We start from the raw sequence: 26954 nt of genomic DNA on the forward strand, positions 1-26954 counted from the left end.
TGTCTCCTCAGGCCTTGGGCTCGTTGTCGGCGGGTTTCGGCGCGCTGGCCAGGGCCTGGAGCAAGGCCGGGTCCTTGATGGCCTTGAGGATGATGTCCTCGGCTCCGGTTTTGCCGTCCATGTAGGTCAGCAGGTTGGCCAGCTGGGTGCGCGCCTCGAGCAGTTGGTTGAGGGCATCGACCTTGCGCGCCACGGCGGCGGGGCTGAAGTCGTCCATGCTCTCGAAGGTGATGTCCAGGCTCAGGTTGCCTTCCCCGGTCAGTTCGTTGGGCACGTTGAAGGCCACGCGTGGCTTCATCGCCTTCAGGCGCGAGTCGAAGTTGTCGACGTCGATTTCCAGGAACTTGCGGTCGGCCACCGCCGGCAGCGGCTCGGCCGGCTTGCCGGCGAGGTCGGAGAGCACGCCCATGACGAACGGCAACTGGACCTTTTTCTCGGCGCCGTAGAGTTCGACGTCGTATTCGATCTGCACCCGCGGCGCGCGGTTGCGCGCGATGAATTTCTGGGAGCTGTCTTTCGCCACGTTGTTCCTCCTGGTCGCCGGTGCGGCGGCTCTGTTCGTTGCGGGCGTCGGTATGGATGCGGCGCGAGGGCGTCAGTCGTCCTCGGGGCCGCGCAGGTTCTCGAATTGCGACCAGCCATCGGGAATCAGGTCGCGGACAATGGTTGCGAAATCGGCATTGACCAGCTTCTTGGCCCGGTGCAGCAGCACCGGCAGCGGGCTCGAAGGTTCGTGGCGGGCGTAGTACTGCAACAGGCGGTCGAGGCTCTGCTGGACGTCCTCACGGCTGCTGATCTCGCCAGGCCGTGCGGTGGGCCTTGCACTGACGTTGCTGGCGGCGGGCTGGTCGGCAACGGTGTCGTCGGCAGGCGCGGCAGCGGCCTCTGGTGCAGGCACCGTACCGGCCGGGCCGTAGTCGCCCAGCACCTGCTGCACCTGGCGCAGGGGCTGGCGCAGGGCCGACAGGTCGACGCCGCTGGCCGAGCCCACCTGGTCGTTGACCCGCGTCTCGATGGCGTCCACGGCTTCGCGCGCCAGTTGCAGCGCCTGGTGGCATTGCTGCAACTGCTCGTCATCAGCGTCACGCAGCGCGGCAGCCAGTTCCTCGGCGCTCAGTTGTTCGCTGGCGAAGTGCTGCACGCCAGCAGCATGCAGGGCGGCGCGCAAGGTGACCGGGCCGAAGGCGCGCGAGCGCACCAGCACGGCGTCGCGCAGCAGGCCGATGTTGGTGTCGCAGGTCAGGCCGCAGAGGGCATTGACGCGTACCGTGGGGTCGTTGTCGTCGGCGGCGTCCAGCTGCGGGTGCAGGTACAGCCAGTACTCGCCGAGCAGGTCGCGGATCAGTTCGAGGCTGGCGGCAAGGCCCGGCAGGCCATGCAGGGCCAGGTTGGCCTGGAGCAGGAAATGGGTGATGCGCAGGTCCTTGCTGCGCTGCAGCAGGGCAGTGCAGGCCTGTTCGATATCGCGCCACTGGGGCGGCTCGGCGGGCTGGATCGCGTCGCCCATCACACGCTCGGGGCGGCCCTGGGCATCACGTTCCAGTTGCAGGAAATCGGCGTCGTATTCGAGGTCATCGCCGCAGGGAAAGTCTGCAGAAACAGCGGCGAGCAACTGCGATGAGTTCACCAGAAATCGATCTCCATATCGGCCCGTGGTGGGGCAGGTTCTTGTGCGAAGTTACAAATGTGAACGGGCGCACAAACTTGGCAAAGAGCACCGAGGTGATATCATTGTGATATCGTTTTGGTACTTCGAAGTTGCGCATTTATGGTTTATTTGTTCGCGAGTGTCAAGGTAAGCTACGCGCCCGAACAGCGGGTGTGACCCAGTTGGCAGCCACCGAGTACCATTTGTCGGCTGCCATGAAAGTGCCTGAAAAAAAGGGTTGAATGCCCAGGCCAATATTCGGTATTTCGCGTGAAACCCTTTGTTATCAAAGGGTTTGGCACTCATTTGAATGGCTGGATAAAACCATTCAAATGAATGGCTTTGCGTTTCAAATATATGCAAGGAGGCGTGATGGCACTTTGCCTGACTATCACCAGTTATCACAAGATTACTCCCGGGCAATGCCCGGAGAAGTTGCTGGAAACCGGTGCCATCACTGTTGGCCGTTCGGCGGATAATGATTGGGTTCTTCCTGATCCAGAGCGGCTCGTATCGGCCAGGCATTGTGTGATCCAGTTCAAGGATGGCCGTTATTATTTGACCGATAACAGTACCAATGGTGTGGAATTAGTACACGCCGGTATTCGCTTGCGTCGCGGCAACAGTGAACCGTTGATGGACGGCGAAGTTATCCGAATAGGTGAGTACGAGATTCAGGCGCGCATCGACGCCGGTCTTTGCGCCACCGTTGGCAGCGAGCCCGAGCCACACAGTTTCGAGGCGCTGATGGCCAACCAGGTATCGGCTCCGGTGGTTGCCAGCCCTGCGATTTCCGGCGCGCCGGCAGCGTTCCTGCAGGGCGCATCGAGCCACGATACGCTGCCCGACCTGTTCGATTTCCTCGGCCCTTCGAGCGTGCCACCGATCAGCCAGCCCGACCATGTGCCGGCCCAGCAGCATGATTTCCGGCCGCCGACCCCGGTGGTGCCACCGGCACCGCCTGCGCCTGTGGTCGAAGCTGCCGCGCCGGGGATGATTCCGGAAGACTGGAACCTGTTCGACACGCCGCAGGCTCCGGCTCCGGCTCCCGCACCCGCACCAGCAGTAGAGCCGCCCGCGACCGTCGCACCCGCGCCGATGCCGATGGTTCCGCTTGCGCAGCAGGCCGAGCTCGTCGCTGAACAGCCGACAGCCGCACCTGTCGCTGCGCCACCGGCAGCGGCCGTAACCGGCGATGCGCAGCTTCTGGCGTTCCTGCGCGGCGCCGGCATCGAGCACTTGCGCATCGATGCCGCCGATGCCGCAGCGCAGATGGAGGCCATCGGCCGCAGCTACCGCTTGATGGTCGAGGGCCTGATCGACGTGCTGCGCGCACGCAGTAGCCTCAAGGGCGAGTTCCGCATGCAGCAGACCACCATCGCCCCGGTGCAGAACAACCCCTTGAAATTCGCTCCCAACGCCGATGAAGCGCTGCTGCTGTTGCTGCGCCACGGCAACGAGGCGTTCATGGGGCCGGACCAGGCCGTGCGCGAGAGCTTCGACGATGTGCGCGCCCACCAGTTGGCCGTGATGGCCGGTGTGGAAGCCGCGATCAAGCACCTGCTCGCACGGTTCGAGCCGGCCCGGCTGGAGCAGCGCCTGGCGCCCGCCGGCGGGCTGGCCAAGCTGTTCGGTGGCTCGCGCCAGGCGCACTGCTGGCAGCAGTTTACCGAGCTCTACGGGCAGATTTCCCAGGAAGCCGAAGACGATTTCCAGGACCTGTTCGGCCGCGAGTTCAGCCGTGCCTACGAGGCCCACAACAGCCGCTTGCAACGCTCCTGAGCGAGCACAGGAAGACCACAGTACGTCATGAGGACGAGGATGAACGCGACACGACTGATCGCAGCACTGACCCTGGTGCTGCTCAGTGCCTGCAGCAAGGACGCAGCCCAAGCCCCCGCCGCCGACAGCGCGGCCAATGGCTCGGCCGTCACCCTGTATTTCAGTGCTGCCGCCGGGCTCAATCCAGGCGCTGGCGGCACGCCCGCGCCGGTACGGGTCCGCCTGTATGAGTTGAAGAACAGCGCAGCCTTCGCCCGCGCTGATTATTTCGCCCTGGCCGAGCGTGCCCAGGCGACGCTCGGTGCCGACCTGATCGACCAGGACGAAGTGCTGCTGCAGCCCGGCGAGCAACTGCGCCTGGAGCGCCCGCTCGACCCGGCCACCCGCCAGCTCGGCCTGGTGGTCGGTTACCGCGAGATCGACCAGGCCCAGTGGCGCAGCGTGCTGGCTGTGCCACCCCGTGACTATCAGATCAGCCTCGATGTGCGTGCCGTGCGCAGCGCCGTGGCCACCCCACAACCTCTGCCTGTGCGCTAGGCAATCGGAGCCCCCATGTCCTGGAACAATCGCGTGGTCTGGTCGGAAGGCATGTTCATCTCGACCCAGCACTTCCAACAGCACGACCGCTACCTGGAGCACCTGGTCGACGCCCGCAGCCGCCCATTGAGCGCCGCTGCCTGGGGCTTCTCGGAACTGCTGCTCGACCAGGGCCTGCTGGCCCAGGGCAAGCTGGCGATCCTCAGCGCCCGCGGCCTGCTGCCCGACGGCACGCCGTTCGACATCCCCCGCGACGACCTGCCGCCTGCACCGCTGGAGGTGCCGGACGAACTGCGCGACGGGATCATCCACCTGGGCCTGCCGCTCAAGCGTGCCGGTGCCCGCGACACCGTCGACGAGGGCGAAGCTGTCGCCGGTGCCCGCTACATCAGCCGGGTCAGCGAAGTGCGCGACGACAACGCACCGTTCGAGAATCGCGCCACGCTGGCACTGGGCAGCCGCGCCCTGCGCCTGCTGCGCAGCGAGGATGGCCTGAGCGACCATGCCGCGTTGGGCATGCTGCGCATCCGTGAAAAGCGCGCCGACCGAGCGCTGGTGGTGGACGACAGCTATATCCCGCCAGTGCTCGACGTGGCGGCCAGCCAACAGCTTTCAGGCTTTTGCGGCGAGCTGCTGGGCCTGTTGCACCAACGTGGCGAAGCGCTGGCCGGACGCGTGGTGGCCTCGGCCAATGGCGGCGCTTCGGAGATCGCCGACTTCATGCTGTTGCAGTTGGTGAACCGCGCCCAGCCGCTGGTCGAGCACCTCAACCAACTCAGCCCGCTGCATCCCGAACGGCTGTACAGCGAACTGGTGGCCTTGGCCGGCGAGTTCGCCACCTTCACCCGCGATGGCCGTCGCCCGCACAGTTTCCCGGTGTACCAGCACGACGACCTGGCCGCGACCTTCGCCCCGGTGATGGCCGCGCTGCGCGAGGCCCTGTCGACGTTGATCGACAGCAAGGCGGTGGCTATTCCCATCGTCGAGAAGGCCTACGGCATCCACGTCGGCATGCTCGCCGACCGCAGCCTGCTCGACAGCGCCAGTTTCATCCTGGTGGTGCGCGCCGATGTGCCCAGCGAGACCCTGCGCAGCCGTTTCGGCCAGCAAAGCAAGATCGGTTCGGTGGAGCACATCCGCGACCTGGTCAATCTGCAGCTGCCGGGTATCGGCCTGCTGCCGTTGCCGGTGGCGCCGCGGCAGATTCCATTCCACGCCGGCTCCACCTACTTCGAGCTCGACCGTGGCAGCGAGCACTGGAAGCAACTGCAGCACTCCGGTGGCTTCGCCTTCTACGTCGCCGGCGAGTTCCCCGGCTTGAGCCTGGCCTTCTGGGCCATTCGAGGGTGAAGCCATGATTTTCGATACTGACTTGTCAGCCATACCGAGTGCCCTGTGGGAGCGGCCTTGTGTCGCGAAAGGGCCGCAGCGCGGCCCCCGAATTTCCGCATCACGGCAAATCCCGCCAGGGCCGCTGCGCAGCCCAATCGCGACACAAGGCCGCTCCCACAGCGTCCGCATCAATGCGTCCCGCTGCGCCACCCCCTTTGCAAGGACTGGAGACTAAGCCGCGATGCACCCGGACGACCCACAGGCCAACGACCGCACCCAGTTCATGCCACGCCCCGGTGGCCGCGGCCCGCAACCGGCCGCCGCGACAGGCGCGCAGGCCGCGCCGCCGCCGTTGCAGGTGCCTGCCGAGCCCCTGGCGCCAGGCCAGGGCGTGGGCCTGAACCCGCTCGAACAGGCGGCCGGGCCGTTGCTGGCCTTGCTCACCCGTCTGCGCAACACCATCGCCCACCCGGCGCCGGCCAGCTTGCGGGCGCAGTTGCTGGCCTATCTGCGCCAGTTCGAGGAGCGCGCCGAAGCCGCCGGTATCGTCCGCAACGAGGTGCTGCTGGCGCGTTATGCGCTGTGCACCGCCCTGGACGAAGCGGTACTCAGCACGCCGTGGGGCAGTGCCAGTGACTGGGGCCGGCAGAGCCTGTTGATCACCGTTCACAACGAGGCCTGGGGTGGCGAGAAGGTGTTCCAGCTGATGGAGCATTGCCTGCAGAGCCCACGCGAACGCCTGAATCTGCTGGAGCTGCTGTACCTGTGCACCAGCCTCGGTTTTGAAGGTCGCTATCGCGTCATGAACGATGGCCGCGCCCAGCTCGAAGCCCTGCGCGAGCGCACCGCGGCAGCCATCCGCAGCGCTCGTGGCGAACGTGAGCGCGAATTGTCGCCGCATTGGCGCGGGGTGACCGTCAGCCGTGACCGCCTGGCGCAGTTCGTGCCGCCCTGGGTCGGCCTGGCCGTGGCCCTGGCGTTGTTGCTGCTGGTGCTGTTCGGCCTGCGCCTGAAGCTGGCCGCCGACGCCGAGCCGGTGTTCCGTGGCATCCATGCGTTGGGTGAAATTCCGGTGCAGGCCATGGACCGCCCGGTAGTTCAACCCAAGCCCGTGGAGCGCCCGCGCCTGGCCGGGTTCCTGGCCGAAGACATCAAGGCGGGCCGCGTCGCCGTGGAGGATGCCGTGGACCGCTCGGTGGTGACCATCCGTGGCGACGAGTTGTTCGCCAGTGCCAGCGCCAGCATCAAGGGCGACTTCCAGCCCCTGATGCTGCGCATCGCCGAGGCCGTGGCCAAGGTCAAGGGTAACGTCCGGGTCAGCGGCCACAGCGACAACCAGCGCATCGCCACGCTGCGCTTCCCGTCCAACTGGGCGTTGTCCCAGGCGCGAGCCGAAGAGGTCAAGGCCATTCTCGCTGCGCGCACAGGCCAACCCGAGCGCTTCAGTGCCCAGGGGCTGAGCGACACCGAGCCGCTGGCGTCGAACGACACCGCGCAAGGCCGGGCGAAGAATCGCCGGGTAGAAATCACCGTTCTGGCGGAGGGCGTCGAGTGAAGGCGTTTGTCGGTTTTCTCATTCGCTGGGTGATCCCGCTGCTGGGCTTGATCGCCTTGAGCTTGATCATCTGGTTCGTCGGGCCGTTGCTCGATGTGCTGGCGCCCGCGGCCGCGCGCTGGGCGCTGATCGTCCTGTTGTTCGCTGCCTGGATCGGCTACCGCGCCTGGCGCATCGTGCAGGCGCGCCGGCAGGCGGCCAAGGTGATGCAGAGCCTGGCCGCCGAAACCGCGCCGGACCCTGCCAGCGTGGCCACCGCCGAAGAGCTGGCGACCTTGCGCCAGCGCATGGACGAAGCCCTGGCGCTGCTCAAGAAAGCCCGCCTCGGCGGTGACGAGCGTCGCAACCTGTACGAGTTGCCGTGGTACGTGATCATCGGCCCGCCCGGCTCGGGCAAGACCACCGCGCTGGTCAATTCGGGGCTGCACTTCCCGCTGGCCGCGCAACTGGGCGAAGGCGCCATTCGAGGCGTGGGCGGCACGCGCAATTGCGACTGGTGGTTCACCGACCAGGCCGTGCTGCTCGATACCGCGGGCCGCTACACCACCCAGGACAGCCACGCCCAGGTCGACAAGGCCGCCTGGCTGGGCTTTCTCGACCTGCTCAAGACCCAGCGTTCACGTCGCCCGATCGATGGCGCGTTCATCGCCATCAGCCTGTCCGACCTGTTGCTCGGTAGCGACGCCGAGCGCGCGGCGCATGCCGCAGCCATCCGCGCCCGTATCCAGGAGTTGTACAGCCAGTTGGGCGTGCGCTTCCCGGTGTACTTGATGCTGACCAAGCTCGACCTGGTGCCGGGCTTCATGGAATTCTTCGACAACCTGGGCAAGGACGAACGCGCCCAGGTGTGGGGCATGACCTTCCCGCTCGATACCCTGGAGCAGGGTGGCAGCGACCCGCTGGCGCAATTCGGCAATGAGTTCGGGCTACTCGAACAGCGCCTCGGCGAACGCGTGGTCGAGCGCCTGCAGCAGGAGCGCGACCCGGCCCGGCGCGACCTGATCTATGGCTTCGTGCAGCAGTTCGCCGCCTTGCGTGGCAACCTCAAGCTGTTCCTCGACGGCGTCTTCAAGCCCAATGCCTTCGAGGACCGTGCCCTGCTGCGTGGTGTGTACTTCACCAGCGGCACCCAGGAAGGCAGCCCCATCGACCGATTGATCGGCAGCATGGCGCAGAGCATGGGCCTGGACCGTGCGCACCTGGCCCGCCAGAGCGGCAGCGGGCGCAGCTACTTCATCGAGAAACTGTTCAGCGCGGTCGCCTTCGCCGAGCGTGGCCTGGTCGGCAGCAACCCCAAGGTGGAGCGGCGGCGCAAGTGGATCGCCCGTGGCGCCTTGGCACTGAGCGTGGCGTTGGTGGTGCTGGTCGGCACTCTGTGGACGCTCAGCTACCGCGCCAACCAGCAGTACATCGCCGAAGTCGACAGCCGTCTGCAGCCGTTGGGCAAGAGCGTGCAGGGCCTGAGCCCGGCGCAGCGCAACGTGGTCGACGTGTTGCCGCTGCTCAACGCCGTGCGGCGCCTGGCCGATGATCCGCCCGGTTGGGCCGAGGGCCTGGGCCTGTACCAGGGCGACATGCTCGAAAGCGAATCGCAGAGCCTCTACCGCAAGCTGCTGATCGCCATCTTCGCCCCGCGCCTGGTCACCCGCATCGAGGAGCAGTTGTACGCCGGCGGCCCGTCCGACTACCTCTACGAAGGCCTCAAGGCCTACCTGATGCTGGCCGACGGCGAGCATTACGACCCCGAGTTCCTCAAGGCCTGGATCACCCTCGACTGGGAGCGGCAACTGCCTCGCGATCTTGCGCCCGACCTGCGCCAGGCCCTGGAGCAGCACCTGGCGGCGCTGTTCGACAAGCGCCCGCCGAATGCCCGCCTGGACCAGCGCCTGATCGACGATACCCGTCGCCAGTTGCAGCAACTGCCGGTGGCCCAGCGCGTGTACGACCGGGTCAAACGCCAGAAGCTGCCCGCTGGCGTCAGTGACTTGCGCGTCAGCGAGGCAGCCGGTCGCGATGCCGCGCTGGTGTTCCGCTTCAAGAACGGCAAGCCCCTGAGCGAGCCATTGCCAGGGCTGTTCACCGTGGAGGGCTACCGCAAGGCATTTCTCGCCGCGAGCCTGGCGCAGAGCACCACGCTTGCCGAAGAGCGCTGGGTGCTGGGCCGTGCGCCGGGCGAGGCGGGCGATGCCAAGCGCCTGGCAGACGACGTGCAGCAGCTTTACTACCAGGATTACATTCGCCACTGGGATGCCTTGCTCGACGACCTGGATTTCGTGCCGATCACCAGTGTCGGGCAGGCTGCCGACGTACTGCGGGTGCTGTCCGGCCCTACCTCGCCTATGAAGCAACTGTTGCAGGCGGTGGCCCACGAGACCAACCTGGGGCAGCCGACCACCCTCGACAAGGTCAAGGACAAGGCCGAGCAGGCCGGCGTCGACCAGTTGCGTCAACGCCTCGGCGGGCTACTGGGCGACGCGCCAATGCCGAGTGACACCGACGCAGCGCGCGCGGTCGACCCCGTGACCGCGCACTTCGCCGACCTGGCCACGCTGGTCGACACCGGCGAAGGTCAGCCAGCGGCCATCGACGGCCTGCTCACCGACCTCAACGCGCTCTACGTGCAGGTCAGCGCGATGGTCGGCGCCAGTGGCGACGCCTTGCTCGGCGAGGCCAAGAATCAGGCGCAGGCCGCGGCCCAGCGCGTCGCCCTGGGTGCGGCGCGCCAGCCCAAGGTAGTGCAGAACCTGGTCAGTTCGGTGCTCGGCTCCACCCACAACATCGTCATGGGCGGGGTACGCAATCAGCTCAACGCCGCCTGGTCGAGCGAGGTGGTCAACGTCTACCGCCAGTCGCTGAGCGGCCGCTACCCGATGGTCGCCGGCAGCTCGCGGGATGCCACCCTGGAGGACTTCGGCCAGTTCTTCGGGGTTGGCGGGGTGATGGACAACTACTTCCGCAAGTACCTGCAGCCCTACGTCAACACCTCCAGCACGCCGTGGAGCTGGCAGCCCGGTGCTGCGCAGAAGCTCGGCATCAACAGCGGCGTGCTGTACACCTTCCAGCGCGCCGCGACCATCCGCGATGCCTTCTTCCGCAGCGGCAGCGGCCTGCAGCCGGGCGTGCGCTTCGAACTCAAGCCGGTGGCGATGGACGCGACCATCACCCAGTTCCTGCTCGACCTCGACGGCCAGCAGGTCAGCTACGACCACGGGCCAAGCCGCCCGGTGGCGCTGCAATGGCCCAACCCCAACAGCATCGGTGTGGTCCGCCTGTCGATCACGCCGCCTTCGGCCAGTGGCCGTTCGGGGCTGACCGTCGAAGGCCCATGGGCGTGGTTCCGCCTGCTCGACCAGTCCGACCTGGTGGCCGGCAGCTCGCCGGAGCGCTTCAATCTGCGCTTGCGCGTCGATGGCGCCAGCGTCTCGTACGAGCTGCGTGCCAGCAGCGCCTTCAACCCGTTCCGCAGCCGAGTGGTCAGCGGTTTCAGCTTGCCGGAGCATCTGTGAACGACGTGGGTTTCTACGGAAAACTGGCCTGCCGTGGCGACTTCGTCAGCCGCGGCCTGCCGCAGACTTTCATCCAGCCCTGGGACCAGTGGCTGGCCGCCGGTATTCAGGCCAGCCAGCAGGCATTGGGCGAGCAGTGGCTGCAGGCCTATCTGATCAGCCCGCTGTGGCGCTTTGCGCTGGCGCCGGGTGTGTGCGGGGCGGATGCGGTGGTGGGTGTGCTGATGCCGAGCATCGACCGGGTCGGGCGGTACTTTCCGCTGACCGTGGCCCAGGTGCTGGAGCCTGGGGGGGCTGTGGCTGGTGTGGTCGGCGGGGCTGACGACTGGTTCGAAGGTGTCGAACGGGCATTGTTGGGAACGCTTGAGCCTGATGCGGCGTTCGAGGACTTCGAGGCTGCCTTGCAGCCTTTTCGCGACGCAAGGCCGCTCCCACAGGGTTCGCGTATGACCGTGGGCGGGTTGCAGCGGCTGGATGCGGTGACGCCACAGGACAGGACTTCGGCCTTGGCCGAATGCGCCTGTGAGGGCGTGAGCCTGTGGTGGGGGCAGGGCAGCGAGCGCATTGCCCCGGGCCTGAAGCGTAGCCAGGGCCTGCCGCGTAGCGACCAGTTCGCCGCCTTTTTGTTGGGCTGCGAGGGCGGCCCGGCATGAGCGGCATGCACTACAGCGCGGCGAGCTACAGCCATGTCGGCATGGTTCGCAAGGTCAACGAAGATGCCTGCCTGGAACTGACCTGGGATGGCCTGTGGGCCGTCGCCGATGGCATGGGCGGGCACGCTGCCGGAGACTACGTGAGCAGCCTGGCGGTGGACAGCCTGCGCCAGCTGCCGATCGTCGATGGCCTGGAGGATCTCACCCAGGCCGTGCGTGACACCTTGGGCCGGGTCAACCACGCCGTGCGCGAGGAGACCGTGCGCCGTGGCGTGACGATGATGGGCAGCACCGTGGTGGTGCTGGCCGCACGTGGCGACCAGGCCGTGGGCCTGTGGGCCGGCGACAGCCGCCTGTACCGCCTGCGCGGTGGCCGCATCGAGCGCCTGTCGCACGACCACAGCTACGTCCAGGAGCTGCAGGACAGCGGCCTGCTCAACGAGGCCGAGGCCCGTGTACACCCACGCGGCAACATCGTCACCCGCGCCATCGGCGTGCAGGACAGGCTCGAACTGCAGGCCGTCAGCGTGCAGGTACAGCCCGGCGACACCTACCTGCTGTGCAGCGATGGCCTGAACAAGACCGCCGAGGACCACGAGATCGCCGACGTGCTCGGCCACGCCGACGCCTACCAGGTGGTGCGCAGCCTGGTGCACCTGGGGCTGACCCGTGGCGCTCCCGACAACATCACCGCCGTGGTCGTGAAGGCGAACTGAAGAGCACCATGAACATGCAGATTCCCGGATACGACATCGACAGCGAGATTGGCCAGGGCGCCATGGCCAGCGTCTACCTGGCTACCCAGCGCTCGCTGCAGCGCAAGGTGGCGCTGAAGGTGATGGCCGCCAGCCTTGCCGCCGACCCCACCTTCTGCGAGCGCTTCTTGCGCGAAGGGCGCACCCTGGCGCGGCTGTCGCACCCGCACATCGCCACCATCCACGACATCGGCAATGTCGGCGAGCTGTACTACATGGCCATGGAGTACTTGCCCAACGGCACGCTCAAGGAGCGCATCGGCGCAGGCCTCTCGCCCGAACAGGGGCTGCTGTACGTGCGCCAGATCGCCCAGGCGCTGGGCTATGCCCACGCCCAGGACCTGGTGCACCGCGACGTCAAACCCGCCAACATCCTGTTCCGCGCCGACGGCACCGCCGTGCTCTCGGACTTCGGCATCGCCAAGTCGCTGGATGACCGCACCCAGTTCACCCAGGCCGGCTTCGCCGTCGGTACGCCCAGCTACATGAGCCCGGAGCAGGCGCGGGGCATGGACATCGACGGGCGTGCCGACCTCTATGCGCTGGGTGTGGTGCTGTACGAGATCCTCGTTGGCGAGCTGCCCTACCGTGGCACCGATGCGCTGTCGACGGCGCTGGCGCACTTGACCGAGCCGCTGCCGGAGTTACCCATCGAACATGGCCGCTACCAGGAGATCCTGCGCGGGCTGCTGGCCAAGGACCCTGCCGAGCGTTTTGCCGATGCCGCCGCACTGCTGGCCGCACTCGACCGCCTGCCGGCTGAGGACAACGACAGCACGGTAATCCGGCCGTTGCCCCTGGCCGAGCCTGTGAAGGCCGACCTTGGCGGACTGACGCCGGTTTCAATCGATATCCCGCAAGCCGCAGCGGCGCCTGTGCCGCCGTCCCCCGCCAAGCCCGAGCCAGGCATGGAGCAGCTTCGGCCCAAGCCAGCGGCAGCGCTCGAATCCGGCTCGGGCAAACCGGCCAAGGCTGTGCTGGCGCTGGCCATTGCCGCCGCACTGGGCCTGGGCGTGACGTTCTTCTGGTTGCTCGGTGGCAACGATGATGCGGCTTCGCAGGTGCCCGCGGTGCAGGCTGGGAGCGAGCCGGTCACCCCGAACACACCGCCTCCAGCCGTGAGCGAAGATGGCCGGCCATTGTTGATGCCAGGCAAGAAGACCCTGTTCCAGCGTGTGCTGAGCAAGCCCGAGGCGCAGTTGCTGGCCAAGCCCGGCGATGCATCGGGCGAGCCGCTGCCGGCGTTCTCGGTGCTGTACGTGTACCAGCGCAAGGACATCGACGGCCAGCAGTGGCTGGAGGTCGGTGCCTCCAGCGATGGCCAGCGCGAAGGTTGGTTGCTGGCGGCGCAGACCAGCGACTGGAAGCAGAGCCTGGTACTGAAGTTCACCGAGCGTTCGGGCCGTTCGCCGGTGATGTTCATGCGCCAGGCCGACGATGTGCAGCAGCTGCTCGACGATACCGGCAAGGCCCGCGCCGATTTGCTCAAGGCCCAGAACGAGCCCGATGAGGTGCCCCAGGTGCTGGCCCTGGAGCCGGCGGCCAGCGCAGTGCCGCAGAACCAGTTCTACCTGATGCCGATCTTCGACTACCGCGAGAGCTTCGACGCCGACGGCCAGCCGGTGCAACTGCTCAACGTCGCCTCCATCGACCCCGGCGCCAGCGCCCGCGACAGCGCGCCCAGGGCGGCCGGCGCGGCAGTGGCGGCGGACAACAGCTTCCGTACCGGCATCGTCCTGGTAGTCGATACCTCGGTCTCGATGCAGCCCTACATCGACCGCGTGCGCCAGGTGGTCAGCGAACTGCAGCAGCAGCTGGCGGCGCGTGGCGAGCTGGACAGCGTCAGTTTCGGCCTGGTCGGCTTTCGCAACAGCGTCAAGCGCACCCCGGGCCTGGACTACCTGAGCAAGACCCTGGTCAGCCTGGAGGAGGGGCGCGACCCGGCGCGCTTCCTCAAGGCCGCCGCGCAGGTCAAGGCCACCAGCGTGTCCAGCCATTCGTTCAACGAAGATGCCTTCGCCGGGGTGATGCAGGCGGTGGAGGGCATGGACTGGTCCGGCTATGGCGGGCGCATCGTCCTGTTGGTCAGCGATGCCGGCGCCCTGCGCAAGAACGACCCCTACAGCAGCACCCAGATGAACGAAGCCGAGGTGCGCCAGGCCGCGTTGAGCAAGCAGATCAAGATCTACGCCCTGCACCTGCGCACGCCAGCCGGTGTCAAGAACCATGCCTCGGCCGAGAGCCAGTACCGGGTACTCACCGCCGACAGCAACCCGCAGATCGGCGACCTGTACGTGGGCGTACCGGGCGGCGATGTCGGCGCCTTTGGCGAGCGTGTGCGCGAGATCGGCTCGACCTTCGCCGAGCTGGTGCACCAGGTGCGCGAGCAGCAGCCCCAGGCCGTGCCGCAACTGAGCGCAGGCGCGAGTCTGGCGGCCAAGTCCCAGGCCATCGGCTACGCCATGCACATGGACTTCCTCGGCCGTCACAGCGCCAGCCAGGCGCCGCAGCTGGTCGGTGCCTGGGCCGCCGACCGCGACCTGACCAACCCGGCGCTGCCGAGCCTGCAGGTGTGCGTGATGCTGACCAAGCTGCAGCTCAACGACCTGCAGCAGTCGCTCAAGCTGATCGTCGACGCCGCGCGCAAGACCCGCAGTTCGCCGGGCGACTTCTTCAACGAGATCGCCAGCGCCAGTGCCTACATGAGCCGCGACCCGGGCGCCCTGCGCAAGGGCGCCAACCTGGCCCAGGGCGGCGTCTTGGGCGAATACCTCGAAGGGCTGCCGTACCGCAGCAAGTCGCTGAGCATGACCCAGGACCTGTGGCTGTCGCTGTCGGTGGCCGAGCAGGAGGACTTCATCGACGAGCTCGACTCGAAGATCCGCCTGTACGAGACCTTCCACAACGACATGGCCAACTGGGTGCGCTTCGGCAAGGCCGAACCGGGTGATGCCTTGTACCGTGTTCCTTTGTCGACGCTGCCGTGATGATCGATCTGCACGGGGTGCGCAAGACGCGCGGGCAGGGGGCCCAGCGCTACAGCCTGCAGGTCGACCGCCTGCACTTGGCGGCGGGGGCGCGAGTGGCCCTGGTTGGCCCCAGCGGCTGCGGCAAGAGCACCTTGCTCGACCTGTTGGCGCTGGTGCTGGCGCCGGACGTCGCCGAGGGCTTCGTCCTTGCTCAAACCGACGTTGCCGGGTTGTGGCGCCAGCGCCGCCTCGACCAGCTTGCCGCGCTGCGTAGCCGGCAACTGGGCTACGTGCTGCAGGCGGGCGGGTTGCTGGGGTTTCTCGATGTACGTGGCAATATCCGGCTGCCGCGGCAATTGCTGGGGCTGGGCGAGGACGGCAGCGTCGAGCGCCTGGCCGAAGCGCTGGACGTGCACGATCAACTGGCCAAGAAGCCGGCTGCGCTGTCCCTTGGCCAACGCCAGCGGGTCAGCTGCGCCCGGGCCCTGGCCCATGCGCCGGCGTTGTTGCTGGCCGACGAACCCACTGCGGCGCTCGACCCGGTGAACGCCGAGCGGGTCATGCAGTTGCTGCTGCGCGAGGCGCAGGCGCGCCAGGTAACCTGCGTGGTCGCCACCCACGACGAAGCACTGGCGCGCCGCGCCGGGCTGAGCGTGCTGCGCATGGCCTGCCGACGCGATGCCGACGGCGGTGTGACGGCCACAGTGGAGCAAGCCGCCTGATGCGCCCCGGGTTGATCGCCGGCCTGGCCTGGCAGGACTACCGCAACGATGCGCGGTTGTCGGCGTGCAGCGTGCTGGCGCTGGTCGCGGTGATCGCTCCGCTGCTGGTGCTGTTCGGGCTCAAGTTCGGCCTGGTCGGTAGCCTGACCGAGCGGCTGCAACGCGACCCTGCCGTGCGCGAGATCATTCCCCTGGGTGGCGGCCGTTTCCGCGCCGATCTGATCCATGAACTGGCGCAGCGTCCCGACGTGGCCTTTGCCATTCCCCGCACCCGGCAGATCGCCGCCACTGCCGAACTGTTGATGCCGGCCAAGGGGCGCGGGGTGACCGTCGAGATGGTCCCCACTGCCGCCGGTGACCCGCTGCTGCAGCAGGTTGCGCCACCGGTTGGCGTGCAACAGGTAGTGCTGAGCTTCACCGCTGCCGAGAAGCTTGGCGCCCACGCCGGCGATGAGCTGCAGGCCAGCTTCAGCCGCCAGCAGGCCGGCCAGGTGCAATGGCGCCAGGTAGCCGTGCAGGTGGCGGCCGTGCTGCCGCTGGTAGCATTCGAGCGCGATGGCCTGTTCGCCTCGACGTCCCTGCTCGAGGCTGTCGAGGACTACCGCGATGGGCTCGCCGTGCCTGCGCTGGGCTGGCCAGGCGAGGCCCCGGGCAGCGACGCCCAGCGGGTGTATCCGGCGTTTCGCCTGTACGCCCGCGGGCTTGCCGACGTCGAGCCGCTGCGTGAGTACTTCGCCGCGCGCAAGTGGCTGGTGTCGACCCAGGCGGCGCAGATCGCCCAGGTGCAGACTCTCAGCCGCAACCTCGACCTGGTGTTCTGGATCATCACCAGCCTGGCCGTGGCGGGTGCCGTGGCGGCCATCGCCGCAGGTGCCGTGGCGGCGGTGCAGCGCAAGCAGCGCGAGCTGGCGGTGCTGCGCCTGCTGGGCTTTGGCACAGCGGCGCTGTTGCTGTTCGTGGTGCTGCAGGCGCTGTACAGCGGCGTGCTGGCGGCGGCGGCTGCCGGGGCGCTGTACCTGTTGGCCGAGCACGGCCTCAACCGAATGTTCATGCAGGTGCCGGGCGAATACGCCTGCCACCTGTTGCCCATGCACTACCTCGTTGCGCTAAGCGCCGTGCTGCTGGCCAGTATGGCCGCCGCTGCTCTGGGCGGCTGGCGGGTGGCGCGCATCGATGCCAGCCAAGGAATCCGTGATGTCTGACCTTCGCCTCGGGGCCGCGGCCCTGATCCTGTCGACCCTGAGCCTGGCGGCCTGTTCGCCTGGCGACGAGCAGCCGGCCAAGCCCGGCGCCCCGGCTCGCACTTCGGCGCAGCCGGTCGACAGCGCCAAGCTCGACAACCCCAAGCCGTTGCCGGGCGATGTCAGCCTCCCGCTGCCATGCGGCGGCGAGCTGGTGTTGCGCAGCGTCTACGTACTGGCCCAGGGCAGTCTGGACGACCGCGAGGTCAACCTCGGCTACCCGTTCAGCGAAGGAGAGGCCGGCTACAAGCAGTCGTTCATCTCCGGCTACCGACGCGATTTCATCAATGGCCAGTTTGGCCTGCAGGACCTGTCTCCCGCGTGGCAGAAGGCTGTCGCGCCAAGCCTGCCGAAACTCGACCAGGGCGGCCCGCTCAAGCCGATGATGTACTTCATCGGCAAGTACGAGGTCACCGCGCGCCAATACGCCCAGGTGATGGCCCAGGCCCAGTCGCTGGCCAGTGGCGAGGCAGCCCCGGCCTGCCAGCCCGAGACCACGGCGGCGGGGCGCCTGCCCAAGGTCAAGCTGTCGCGTTTCGAGGCCGAGCGCTTTGCCGCGGTGTACAGCGCCTGGCTGCTCAAGAATCACCGCGACCTGCTGCCGGTCAGTGGCCGTGGCAGCAAGGCCGAGGAGGGCGGGGTCGGCTTCGTGCGCCTGCCGACCGAGGTGGAGTGGGAGTTCGCTGCCCGTGGCGGCTCGGCGGTGAGCCGCCAGGAATTGGAAGGGCGGTTGTTCCCACGTAAGGTCCAGGGCAGTGACAGCGACGGGCCGCTGGGCGACTGGGCGGTGTTCAACCAGGTGGCCGGCGGCACTGGCCAGGCTGCGCGGCTGATGCCGATCGGCACCAAGCTGCCCAACCCGCTGGGGCTGTTCGATGTGATCGGCAATGCCGCCGAGATGGTCCAGGAATCGTTCCAACTGGTGCATGCCGGCAGGCTGCAAGGCGCCTATGGCGGCTTCGTGGTCAAGGGCGGCAACTACCTCGAAGGCGAGGGCACGCTGTTCACTGGCATGCGCCGCGAATACCCCCTGTTCGGCGCCGATGGTACCGAGCAGCGCAACGAGACCACCGGTTTCCGGGTCGCCATCGGTGCCCTGTCGGCGCCCCGTTCGCGCTATCAGGAATTGTTCGAGCAATGGCAGAAAGAGGGCCGCCTGGCCAGCCTGACCGACGACATCGACGCCGCCCAGGACCCGACCAAGCGCCTGGACAGCATCATCGCCGCCACCGTCGACCCACGCCAGCAGGCCGAACTGGGCCTGGTCAACGAAGAACTCAAGCGCAGCGTCTCGCTGATCGGCCGCCAGCGCGAAGAAGCCGCCGGCAACCTGATCCAGTCGGCCGCGCTGGTGGCCGAGACCATCAACAACTACAACATCCGCCTGACCAACCTGCGCAACACTCAGGCCGAGGCCAAGGCACGCGGCGACCAGACCACCGTGCGCATGTACGCCGCAGCCATCGCCAACGGGCGCTCCGCCCTCGACGGCGCGGTGGCGATCTACATCGACAACCTGGCCAGTGGCACGCGCTACACCGATGCGGTGATCCAGGCGCAGTTCCAGCGGGTCAAGGAAGAGCTCAATCGCAAGCCGGTCCTGGGCAACAGCCTGGTCAGCCGCGCCACCCTGTTCGTCCGCCACGTTGGGGAGTACCGCCAGAACCGGCGGGCCGACCCGGCGACGATCCTCAAGGAGCTCCTGGCATCGGCCGCCGCGCGGCCTTCGTAGTGGCTTCTGCCTGACGTAACCCCGGGGTGGCATGAGCCCCCCGTTTCGACCCACCCACGTGAGAAAGCGACATGTTCAAGACCTTCATCACGGCCTCCCAGGCCCGTTCCACCCTGCTGCTGGCAGCAGGCTTCAGCACCGTTCTGCTGGCCGGCTGCTCCAGCTCGCCGATCTCCAAGGTCGGTGCCACGACCAAGGTCGAGTACTACCCGAGCTGCTACGAGCCGGTGCAACACCTGCGCTCCACCGACGGCGACATGACCAAGTCGGTTGCCAGCGGTGCGGTCATCGGTGCGCTCGGCGGTGCCCTGACCGGTGCCCTGGTCGACAAGGAAAACCGTGGCCGCAACGCCGCCATCGGTGCAGCGGGCGGTGCCCTGGTGGGCGGCGCAGCCGGTTACTACACCGAGCGCCAGAAGCAGATCAGCGACGACAAGCAACGCATCGCCTCGTACGCCACCGACATCGACAAGAGCGCTGCCGACCTGGACCGCACCACTGCCTATGCCAAGGCTTCGCAGAGCTGCTACCAGCGTGAATTCAGCAGCCTGATCGAAGGCCGCAAGGCCAACCGCATCAACGACACCGAAGGGCGCAAGCGCCTGGCCGAGATCGTCTCCGGCCTGCAGGAGTCGAACAAGCTGCTGGCCACCGTCAATGGCCGTGTCGCGGAAAACCTCGACAGCTACACCCAGGCCTATGAGCAAGACCTCAAGCAAGTAGGTGTGGCGCGTACCGAAGTCGCTACCGTGGCCGCACCGGCCAAGACCACTGGCAAGAAGACCCAGGCCAAGAAAACCAACACGGCGGTGCCGCAAGAGGCCGTTGCCACCGAGAAGACCCTGCAGAACGCCACCGCCAAGAAGGCCGAGGCCCAGCAGGTGGCCAATGCCGGCGTGGACCAGGTCAACAAAATGTGCCGCAGCCCCGACATGGGTGACTGGGCGCCGGTGCCTTGCCCGAACGTGTAACCCACGCTTCGTTGCGCTCGCGCCAGCGCACGTGCAGCCCCGAGCAGGTCTTCTGACCTGCCGGGCAAGTGCGTGGGCCGGCGCAGCGGCTTGTCGACCGAAGGAGAGTTGTCGTGAATGATCTATTGCCCGATGTGCTGGGCAGCAACCGCCAGCAGATGGCGCGTCAGCGTCTGTTGTTGAGTCTCGATCAGCAGAAGCTGTTCAGGGCCATCGATGCCGACCCTGGCATCGTCGGCGCAGGCGTCGTCTATATCGATGCCCAGTACAACGTCATCGTGCTACGTGAATTTCAGCCGATCTGCAGCATCGCGCCCAAGCGCATCATCCTGCAGGAGGCGCCGCCCTATACCTCGCCCGAACAGTTCATGACCCAGTTGCAGACCGGCGCTCGGGAGCGCAAGGTCGTCAGCGAGGCCGTGAATGCGACCGCCACCTGCCTGTCGGCAGCCCTGGGTTGGATCGTCATGTTCAGTGGCACCGTCGCCGTACCGTTCACCGCCGGCGCCAGCTTGACCCTCACTGCAGTGGGTTACGCGGCTGCCGCTGCGGGTACCGGGCAGTGCATGATGGGCGCTTATCGCGTTTACAACGAAATGAACGACCCGGAGCAGAACGACTGGCTCGATAACAACGACACCGTGCAGACTGTGATGGGTATCCTCGATGGTGTCTCGCTGCTGGGCGTCGGCGCCTCGGGCGCGACCACGGTGCGTTTCCTGCAAGTGCGTAAGGCCGCGACCGGTAAAGGCTGGACAGAGCTGTTCCATAACCTCAGCCGCCAGCAACGCAAGGCACTGGCCAAGGAATTATTGCTGATCAAGCACCCGTCGCTCACGGCCAAGCAGCTCAAGCTGCAGCAAGCTGCGGGCACGGCGATCAAGCGTTTTACCCCCACAGAGATCCAGCACGCCACCAAGACCCTTATCCAGGATTCGATCGGCGCGTTGTCTGGCTTTGGCAGCAGTAGCTTCGTGCAATCGGTTGCAGTGGGGCTTTACGAGGAGATCAGCGAGTGACACGTGGCCAGGAACTACAGCGATTTCTTTCCCGTTATTTCGGCGTGTTCATCGCCGAGTTTTTCCTGTCCTGCCTGACATTGGGCGGCACCGTCTCGTTGGTATTCTCCACCTATCTGCGTAGCCCCGACCGCGCGCAGCCCGTCATGGCGCTGGCCCTGGTAGCGGTGGTGAGTGCGGCTTCGCATATCGCCATGGTGCGCGGCTATGCCTGGGGCGTGCGTGGGGTGATTGGGCTGGTCGTGATTGCGCTTCTCGCCGTGCTGCCGAGCTATGGCTACCGACCGCACATGGGCGGTTACGTCTCGATATTGCTGTTCGGCTTGACGGCGTTGTTGATCGTCAACAGTCAGCGCTACCGAGAGATGCGCGTTCAACTGGTAGAGTACCGGCAGATTCGCAGGGCCAACCGTCAGGCGCTGAAGTGACCACTCTCACTGATACAACGAGGCAATTTTCGATGATATTGCGCCGCCTGCGTACCGGGCTCGGATACCTGTTTTTGCCACTGCTCGCCGCCTGCAACGGGCACAAGGTCGAACGGGTCGTGGTGTATGAGAACAACGTCCATCACTGGCGCATCGAGCACGTGATGGCGCACAACTGGCCAGCGGGCACGCGCCAGTACTACGAAGTGTTCCTGAAGGACCGTTTGCTGATCCTGCCTGCCAAGGTCTTCGACGACGAGCGCGACATCCGCGAATTCATCGCTGCGGGTGGTTTCGATATCAGCAACTGGCGCAACGAAACGATCATCGTGGCGTTCGAGAACATCAAAAAGGGCACCAGCCAGCACCTGATTCGTTCGCTGATGCTGACCCCGGAGTATGCCGAAGGGCAGGTGATCGTGACGGACATGACCAGCCGTATGCAGGTGGTGGTAGAGCGGGTGGAGCCCCCGACCGAGGCCGAATAGCCGCATGACCGGCCTTAGTCCGGTGCGCGGCGCTCGGCACTCCGATGGACCCGACCTAGATACCCACCGCCCCCTCGGTGAACGGTGCTGGCCCTGTAGGAGCGGGTGTCTTGGTACAGGCCATGACGGTGTAGGCGCACGCTGCGGTGCTGGTCGGGGTCGAGTCGGCGGACGCCGTGATGGTCGTAATGCCGGCCAGCCATCCGACCAAGCTCCTGGGCGCAGAACCAGACTTGGGATTCGAGCCAGAGGGCGTGGAGCGGGCGGTTGTGGCGGGTGAAGAGGGTGGGGGGGAATTGATCGATCATGGTGGGCCTTCCGGAAATAGAAGAGCCGTTGCTAACGGGAACGGGATTGCGCTGCGAAGCGTTCTTAGCGCTTGTACAAGCTAACGTCCGTGGGATGTGTTCACAGTATCGTTGGCTGTAGGAAGGGTCTGTAAATGCGTGGCGGCGCTCGATATCCGCGACGCTGCAACTACCAAGACGCCCAATAAAAAAGGCCACCTCTCGGCAGCCTTTCTTCAATGCTGATTCAACCTAGGAACATCAATCCCAGCTCAAAGCCCCACCGGTCTGATACTCGATAACCCGAGTCTCGAAGAAGTTCTTCTCCTTCTTCAAGTCCATGATCTCGCTCATCCATGGGAACGGGTTGTTGGTCCCCGGGTACTCTTCCTTCAGGCCAATCTGGGTCAGACGACGGTTGGCGATGAACTTGAGGTAGTCCTCCATCATCGCTGCGTTCATGCCCAGCACGCCGCGCGGCATGGTGTCACGGGCGTATTCGATCTCCAGCTGGGTCCCTTGCAGGATCATCTGGGTCGCTTCTTCCTTCATCGCTGCGTCCCACAGGTGCGGGTTCTCGATCTTGATCTGGTTGATCACGTCGATACCGAAGTTCAGGTGCATCGACTCGTCACGCAGGATGTACTGGAACTGCTCGGCAACGCCGGTCATCTTGTTGCGGCGACCCATCGACAGGATCTGGGTGAAGCCGCAGTAGAAGAAGATGCCTTCCAGTACGCAGTAGTAGGCGATCAGGTTGCGCAGCAGCTCCTTGTCGGTCTCGACGGTGCCGGTGTTGAATTCCGGATCGGAGATGGCGCGGGTGTACTTCAGGCCCCAGGCGGCTTTCTTCGCGACCGATGGGATCTCGTGGTACATGTTGAAGATCTCGCCTTCATCCATGCCCAGCGACTCGATGCAGTACTGGTAGGCGTGGGTGTGGATCGCCTCTTCGAAGGCCTGGCGCAGGATGTACTGGCGGCACTCCGGGTTGGTGATCAGGCGGTACACGGCCAGGGCCAGGTTGTTGGCGACCAGCGAGTCGGCGGTGGAGAAGAAGCCGAGGTTGCGCATGACGATGCGGCGCTCGTCCTCGGTCAGGCCGTCCTGGCTCTTCCACAGGGCGATGTCGGCGGTCATGTTGACCTCTTGCGGCATCCAGTGGTTGGCACAGCCATCGAGGTACTTCTGCCAGGCCCAGTCGTACTTGAACGGTACCAGCTGGTTGAGGTCGGCGCGGCAGTTGATCATGCGCTTTTCGTCAACGGCGACGCGGGCCGAGGAACCTTCCAGCTCGGCCAGGCCTTCGGCGATGTCGAGGGCGTCGAGGGCGGCCTTGGCGCGCTTCACCGCCTCGGAGTCGGCGGCAGTGGCAGCACGGGCTTCCAGGGCGGCGGCACCGCCGGCGCTGTCGAGCTTGTCCAGAGTGGCTGCGGCGTTGCCCTGTGGGGCTGCGGCGCCTTTGGCGGCGGCTTCGCCGTCTTCCTTGTCGAATTCGTCCCAGCTCAGCATGGTCATTGGCTCCTGCTTGAGGGTCACCCTCGGGCAACCGGTTGGATAGTAAAAGTGTGATGCCTGTACGCAAGGCCGTTACGGCGTTAGGACAGCTCGAGAGGCTGACTCTCGTTTACATCTGAATGTGTTCTGGCATGTGCCTGGCCAAGCCTCGGAAGGGGCCAGGGCACGTGAACAAAAGGGCGCGAAGTATAACGGAATTCGCTCGGAATCGGGACGCGCAACACGTGCGGACGGGGTAATTTTTCGACCGGTTTTGCGCGCATCCGTTCACGTATCTCGTGTCGTTTTCCACGGGAGGAGAGTGTAGCGGCAAATGTCTGGATCTACCACATGTTGCGGTGGAATATTTTTAGTGCACTAGATGTTGTGTTTTTCAAGCGTAGTCGCCGGCAAGCCGGCTCCTACAGGTACCTCGGCGCACTGGGGTACCTGTAGGAGCCGGCTTGCCGGCGATGGGCGCCTAATTGCAGCGCTTGCGCAGTGTCTCGACCACATGGGTCCGAGGATGCTTGCGCGCCTCTTCGACCGTGGTGAAACGGCCGGTTTCGGCGTTGCGGCCAATCTTGCGTGTCGCGGGTTTTTTCCGAGCCATGTGAACGCCCTCAGGGTAATGATCAGGCCGGTGCCAGGACGGCGCCGGTCGTGCTCTTTTACCCAATACCCAGGGTGCAACGCAGGGGGTAAGGCCTCTCGGTGACACGGATACAAAAATGCCGCGCGGGGCGCCCGTGGGCACCCCGCGCGGCATCAGGCCTTACTGGCAGGCTTCGCAGTCAGGCTCGTCGATCGCGCAGGCCTTCGGCACTGGCGCAGGGCCGGCTGCCTGGACCGGGGCGCTGTCGCCACCGCTGGAAACGGCGTTGAGCTTGCCGGTGTTGATGGTCGACTTCTCGGTGCTGGTCGCGGCCAGGGCACGGAGGTAGTAGGTGGTCTTCAGACCACGGTACCAGGCCATGCGGTAGGTCACGTCCAGCTTCTTGCCCGAGGCGCCGGCGATGTACAGGTTCAGCGACTGGGCCTGGTCGATCCACTTCTGGCGACGCGAGGCGGCATCGACGATCCACTTGGTCTCGACTTCGAACGCGGTAGCGTACAGGTCCTTCAGCTCTTGCGGGATACGCTCGATCTGCTGAACCGAACCGTCGTAGTACTTCAGGTCGTTGATCATGACCGAGTCCCACAGGCCACGGGCCTTCAGGTCGCGGACCAGGTACGGGTTGATCACCGTGAACTCGCCCGACAGGTTCGATTTCACGTACAGGTTCTGGTAGGTCGGCTCGATGGACTGCGACACGCCGGTGATGTTGGCGATGGTCGCGGTCGGCGCGATGGCCATGATGTTCGAGTTACGAATACCTTTCTGCACGCGGGCACGTACCGGCGCCCAGTCCAGGGTCTCTTCCAGGTTGACGTCGATGTACTTCTGGCCACGGGCCTCGATCAGGATCTGTTGCGAATCCAGCGGCAGGATGCCCTTGGACCACAGCGAACCCTGGAAGGTCTCGTACGCACCGCGCTCGTCGGCCAGGTCGCAGGAAGCCTGGATGGCGAAGTAGCTGACCGCTTCCATCGACTTGTCGGCGAACTCGACGGCAGCGTCTGAGCCGTACGGGATGTGCTGCAGGTACAGCGCATCCTGGAAGCCCATGATGCCGAGGCCGACCGGACGGTGCTTGAAGTTCGAGTTACGCGCTTGCGGCACCGAGTAGTAGTTGATGTCGATCACGTTGTCGAGCATGCGCACGGCGGTGTTCACGGTGCGTTGCAGCTTGGCGGTGTCCAGCTTGCCGTCGACAATGTGGTTCGGCAGGTTGATCGAGCCCAGGTTGCAGACCGCGATCTCGTCCTTGTTGGTGTTCAAGGTGATCTCGGTGCACAGGTTCGAGCTGTGGACCACGCCCACGTGCTGCTGCGGCGAACGCAGGTTGCACGGGTCCTTGAAGGTCAGCCATGGGTGGCCGGTCTCGAACAGCATCGACAGCATCTTGCGCCACAGGTCTTTGGCCTGGATGGTCTTGAACACCTTGATCTTGTTGTACTCGGTCAGGGCTTCGTAGTACTCGTAGCGCTCTTCGAAGGCCTTGCCGGTCAGGTCGTGCAGGTCTGGCACTTCCGATGGCGAGAACAGGGTCCACTTGCCGTCGTCGAAGACGCGCTTCATGAACAGGTCAGGGATCCAGTTGGCGGTGTTCATGTCGTGGGTACGACGACGATCGTCACCGGTGTTCTTGCGCAGCTCGATGAACTCTTCGATGTCCAGGTGCCAGGTTTCCAGGTAGGCACAGACAGCGCCCTTGCGCTTGCCACCCTGGTTGACCGCGACGGCGGTGTCGTTGACCACTTTGAGGAACGGCACGACGCCCTGGGACTTGCCGTTGGTGCCCTTGATGTAGGAGCCCAGTGCACGTACAGGGGTCCAGTCGTTGCCCAGGCCACCGGCGAATTTCGACAGCATGGCGTTGTCGTGGATCGCGTGGTAGATGCCCGACAGGTCGTCCGGAACGGTGGTCAGGTAGCAGCTCGACAGCTGCGGGCGCAGGGTACCGGCGTTGAACAGGGTCGGGGTCGAGGCCATGTAGTCGAAGGACGACAACAGGTTGTAGAACTCGATCGCACGGGCTTCCTTGTCCTTTTCTTCCAGCGCCAGGCCCATGGCCACACGCATGAAGAACACCTGCGGCAGTTCGAAGCGCACGCCATCCTTGTGGATGAAGTAGCGGTCGTACAGGGTCTGCAGGCCCAGGTAGGTGAATTGCTGGTCACGCTCGTGGTCGATGGCCTTGCCCAGTTTTTCCAGGTCGAAGTTGGCCAGTTCCGGGTTCAGCAGTTCGAACTCGATACCCTTGGCGACGTAGGCCGGCAGGGCCTTGGCGTACAGGTCGGCCATCTCGTGGTGAGTGGCGCTGTCGGCCACGCCCAGGAAGCCCAGGCCTTCGGCGCGCAGGGTGTCCATCAGCAGGCGGGCGGTGACGAACGAGTAGTTCGGCTCGCGCTCTACCAGGGTACGGGCGGTCATCACCAGGGCGGTGTTGACGTCCTTCACGGCCACGCCGTCGTACAGGTTCTTCAGGGTTTCGCGCTGGATCAGGTCGCCATCGACTTCGGCCAGGCCTTCGCAGGCTTCGCTGATGATGGTGTTCAGGCGCGCCATGTCGAGCGGCGCCAGGCTGCCGTCGGCCAGGGTAATGCGGATGCTTGGGTGCGGCTCGACAACGGCGTCGGTGTGAGCGCGGGTGGCGCGCTCTTTCGCACGCTGGTCGCGGTAGATCACGTAGTCGCGGGCGACCTTCTGCTCGCCGGCGCGCATCAGGGCCAGTTCGACCTGGTCCTGGATTTCTTCGATGTGGATGGTGCCACCCGATGGCATGCGGCGCTTGAACGTGGCAGTGACCTGCTCGGTCAGGCGCGCAACGGTATCGTGGATGCGCGACGAGGCGGCGGCGGTGCCACCTTCAACTGCGAGGAACGCCTTGGTGATGGCCACGGTGATCTTGTCGTCGGTGTAGGGGACGACCGTGCCGTTGCGCTTGATCACGCGCAGTTGGCCAGGGGCGGTGGCAGCCAGATCCTGGTTGGCATCGGCGGCCTGCGGCACCTTGGCCTGCGAGTTCTCGCGAGTTGTGTCGGTTTGCATGGGTGGGTGTCTCCACAGTTTCTATATTGTTCAGGCGCGTTTTGCGCGCCCACCGTTCCGTCCACTTGCTCGATGGCCCGCTGGGGGATGCGACATGCACGCGCATCCGCCCGCTCGGGCGTACCGACTTCGGGACAGATCAGGAATAAGGGGCAAAAAACCTGCCGCTCCCTGGCC

Annotated in this window: 20 protein-coding genes; 15 read left to right on the forward strand and 5 right to left on the reverse strand. The window is 65.8% G+C overall.

The genetic code is table 11. The features are described 5' to 3' along the window. Positions 1-7: 7 nt before the first annotated feature. Together tssB and tssA are read right to left on the reverse strand one after the other, a co-directional pair. Positions 8-523, reverse strand: a complete 516-nt coding sequence (gene tssB, locus E6B08_RS06785) for a type VI secretion system contractile sheath small subunit (protein ID WP_050703367.1) — start codon at positions 521-523, stop codon at positions 8-10. A gap of 72 nt (positions 524-595) precedes the next feature. Continuing rightward, positions 596-1627, reverse strand: a complete 1032-nt coding sequence (tssA, locus tag E6B08_RS06790; RefSeq protein ID WP_136913318.1) for a type VI secretion system protein TssA — start codon at positions 1625-1627, stop codon at positions 596-598. Positions 1628-2020: 393 nt separating this feature from the next. On the opposite strand from tssA, the gene tagH reads away from it, so the two are divergent. From tagH to E6B08_RS06865, 15 genes are all read left to right on the forward strand, one after another. Further along, complete coding sequence (gene tagH / locus E6B08_RS06795; RefSeq protein ID WP_136913319.1) at positions 2021-3430, forward strand: type VI secretion system-associated FHA domain protein TagH; 1410 nt, start codon at positions 2021-2023, stop codon at positions 3428-3430. 39 nt (positions 3431-3469) lie between these two features. Next, entirely contained in the window at positions 3470-3967 is a 498-nt protein-coding gene (gene tssJ, locus E6B08_RS06800; RefSeq protein ID WP_136913320.1) for a type VI secretion system lipoprotein TssJ, read from the forward strand. A 15-nt stretch (positions 3968-3982) separates the two neighbouring features. After that, complete coding sequence (gene tssK / locus E6B08_RS06805) at positions 3983-5317, forward strand: type VI secretion system baseplate subunit TssK (RefSeq protein ID WP_136913321.1); 1335 nt, start codon at positions 3983-3985, stop codon at positions 5315-5317. A 223-nt stretch (positions 5318-5540) separates the two neighbouring features. Next, positions 5541-6854, forward strand: a complete 1314-nt coding sequence (locus E6B08_RS06810; RefSeq protein ID WP_136913322.1) for a DotU family type VI secretion system protein — start codon at positions 5541-5543, stop codon at positions 6852-6854. After that, on the forward strand, positions 6851-10360 hold the full coding sequence (tssM, locus tag E6B08_RS06815) for a type VI secretion system membrane subunit TssM (protein ID WP_136913323.1): 3510 nt from the start codon (positions 6851-6853) through the stop codon (positions 10358-10360). Before E6B08_RS06810 ends, tssM begins: the two co-directional genes overlap by 4 nt. Further along, the gene (gene tagF / locus E6B08_RS06820; protein ID WP_136913324.1) at positions 10357-11013 is read left to right on the forward strand and encodes a type VI secretion system-associated protein TagF; all 657 of its coding nucleotides are present in this window, start codon (positions 10357-10359) and stop codon (positions 11011-11013) included. Before tssM ends, tagF begins: the two co-directional genes overlap by 4 nt. Beyond that, positions 11010-11729 carry a PP2C family protein-serine/threonine phosphatase gene (locus tag E6B08_RS06825; protein ID WP_136913325.1) on the forward strand — a complete coding sequence of 240 codons (720 nt, stop codon included), beginning with the start codon at positions 11010-11012 and terminating at the stop codon, positions 11727-11729. Before tagF ends, E6B08_RS06825 begins: the two co-directional genes overlap by 4 nt. 8 nt (positions 11730-11737) lie before the next feature. Continuing rightward, positions 11738-14755, forward strand: coding sequence for a serine/threonine-protein kinase (locus E6B08_RS06830; protein WP_136913326.1), 3018 nt, complete (start codon positions 11738-11740; stop codon positions 14753-14755). Next, a complete protein-coding gene (locus tag E6B08_RS06835; protein ID WP_136913327.1) occupies positions 14755-15459 on the forward strand; it encodes an ATP-binding cassette domain-containing protein in 705 nt (234 codons plus the stop codon). Before E6B08_RS06830 ends, E6B08_RS06835 begins: the two co-directional genes overlap by 1 nt. Further along, positions 15459-16661, forward strand: coding sequence for an FtsX-like permease family protein (locus E6B08_RS06840; RefSeq protein WP_136913328.1), 1203 nt, complete (start codon positions 15459-15461; stop codon positions 16659-16661). The genes E6B08_RS06835 and E6B08_RS06840 overlap by 1 nt, the downstream gene beginning before the upstream one ends. Then, the gene (locus E6B08_RS06845) at positions 16654-18432 is read left to right on the forward strand and encodes a formylglycine-generating enzyme family protein (protein ID WP_136913329.1); all 1779 of its coding nucleotides are present in this window, start codon (positions 16654-16656) and stop codon (positions 18430-18432) included. The genes E6B08_RS06840 and E6B08_RS06845 overlap by 8 nt, the downstream gene beginning before the upstream one ends. 71 nt (positions 18433-18503) lie before the next feature. Further along, on the forward strand, positions 18504-19403 hold the full coding sequence (gene tagQ, locus E6B08_RS06850) for a type VI secretion system-associated lipoprotein TagQ (RefSeq protein WP_136913330.1): 900 nt from the start codon (positions 18504-18506) through the stop codon (positions 19401-19403). Positions 19404-19516: 113 nt separating this feature from the next. Further along, positions 19517-20422 (forward strand): NAD synthetase, encoded by a 906-nt coding sequence (locus tag E6B08_RS06855; RefSeq protein WP_416194371.1) that lies wholly within the window; start codon positions 19517-19519, stop codon positions 20420-20422. Then, a complete protein-coding gene (locus tag E6B08_RS06860; protein WP_136913331.1) occupies positions 20419-20850 on the forward strand; it encodes a hypothetical protein in 432 nt (143 codons plus the stop codon). The genes E6B08_RS06855 and E6B08_RS06860 overlap by 4 nt, the downstream gene beginning before the upstream one ends. Before the next feature lie 32 nt (positions 20851-20882). Further along, the gene (locus tag E6B08_RS06865) at positions 20883-21338 is read left to right on the forward strand and encodes a hypothetical protein (RefSeq protein WP_136913332.1); all 456 of its coding nucleotides are present in this window, start codon (positions 20883-20885) and stop codon (positions 21336-21338) included. A 548-nt stretch (positions 21339-21886) separates the two neighbouring features. Here E6B08_RS06865 and E6B08_RS06875 read toward each other — a convergent pair. The 3 genes from E6B08_RS06875 to E6B08_RS06880 form a co-directional block, all read right to left on the reverse strand. Further along, positions 21887-23137 (reverse strand): ribonucleotide-diphosphate reductase subunit beta, encoded by a 1251-nt coding sequence (locus tag E6B08_RS06875; protein WP_136913333.1) that lies wholly within the window; start codon positions 23135-23137, stop codon positions 21887-21889. Between the two features lie 466 nt (positions 23138-23603). Next, positions 23604-23735, reverse strand: coding sequence for a hypothetical protein (locus tag E6B08_RS31290; RefSeq protein ID WP_265411738.1), 132 nt, complete (start codon positions 23733-23735; stop codon positions 23604-23606). Positions 23736-23897: 162 nt separating this feature from the next. Beyond that, on the reverse strand, positions 23898-26777 hold the full coding sequence (locus tag E6B08_RS06880; RefSeq protein WP_136913334.1) for a ribonucleoside-diphosphate reductase subunit alpha: 2880 nt from the start codon (positions 26775-26777) through the stop codon (positions 23898-23900). Between the last annotated feature and the right edge of the window lie 177 nt (positions 26778-26954).

The sequence above is a fragment of the Pseudomonas putida genome, assembly GCF_005080685.1.
In the GTDB taxonomy this organism is placed as follows: Bacteria; Pseudomonadota; Gammaproteobacteria; order Pseudomonadales; family Pseudomonadaceae; genus Aquipseudomonas; species Aquipseudomonas putida_V.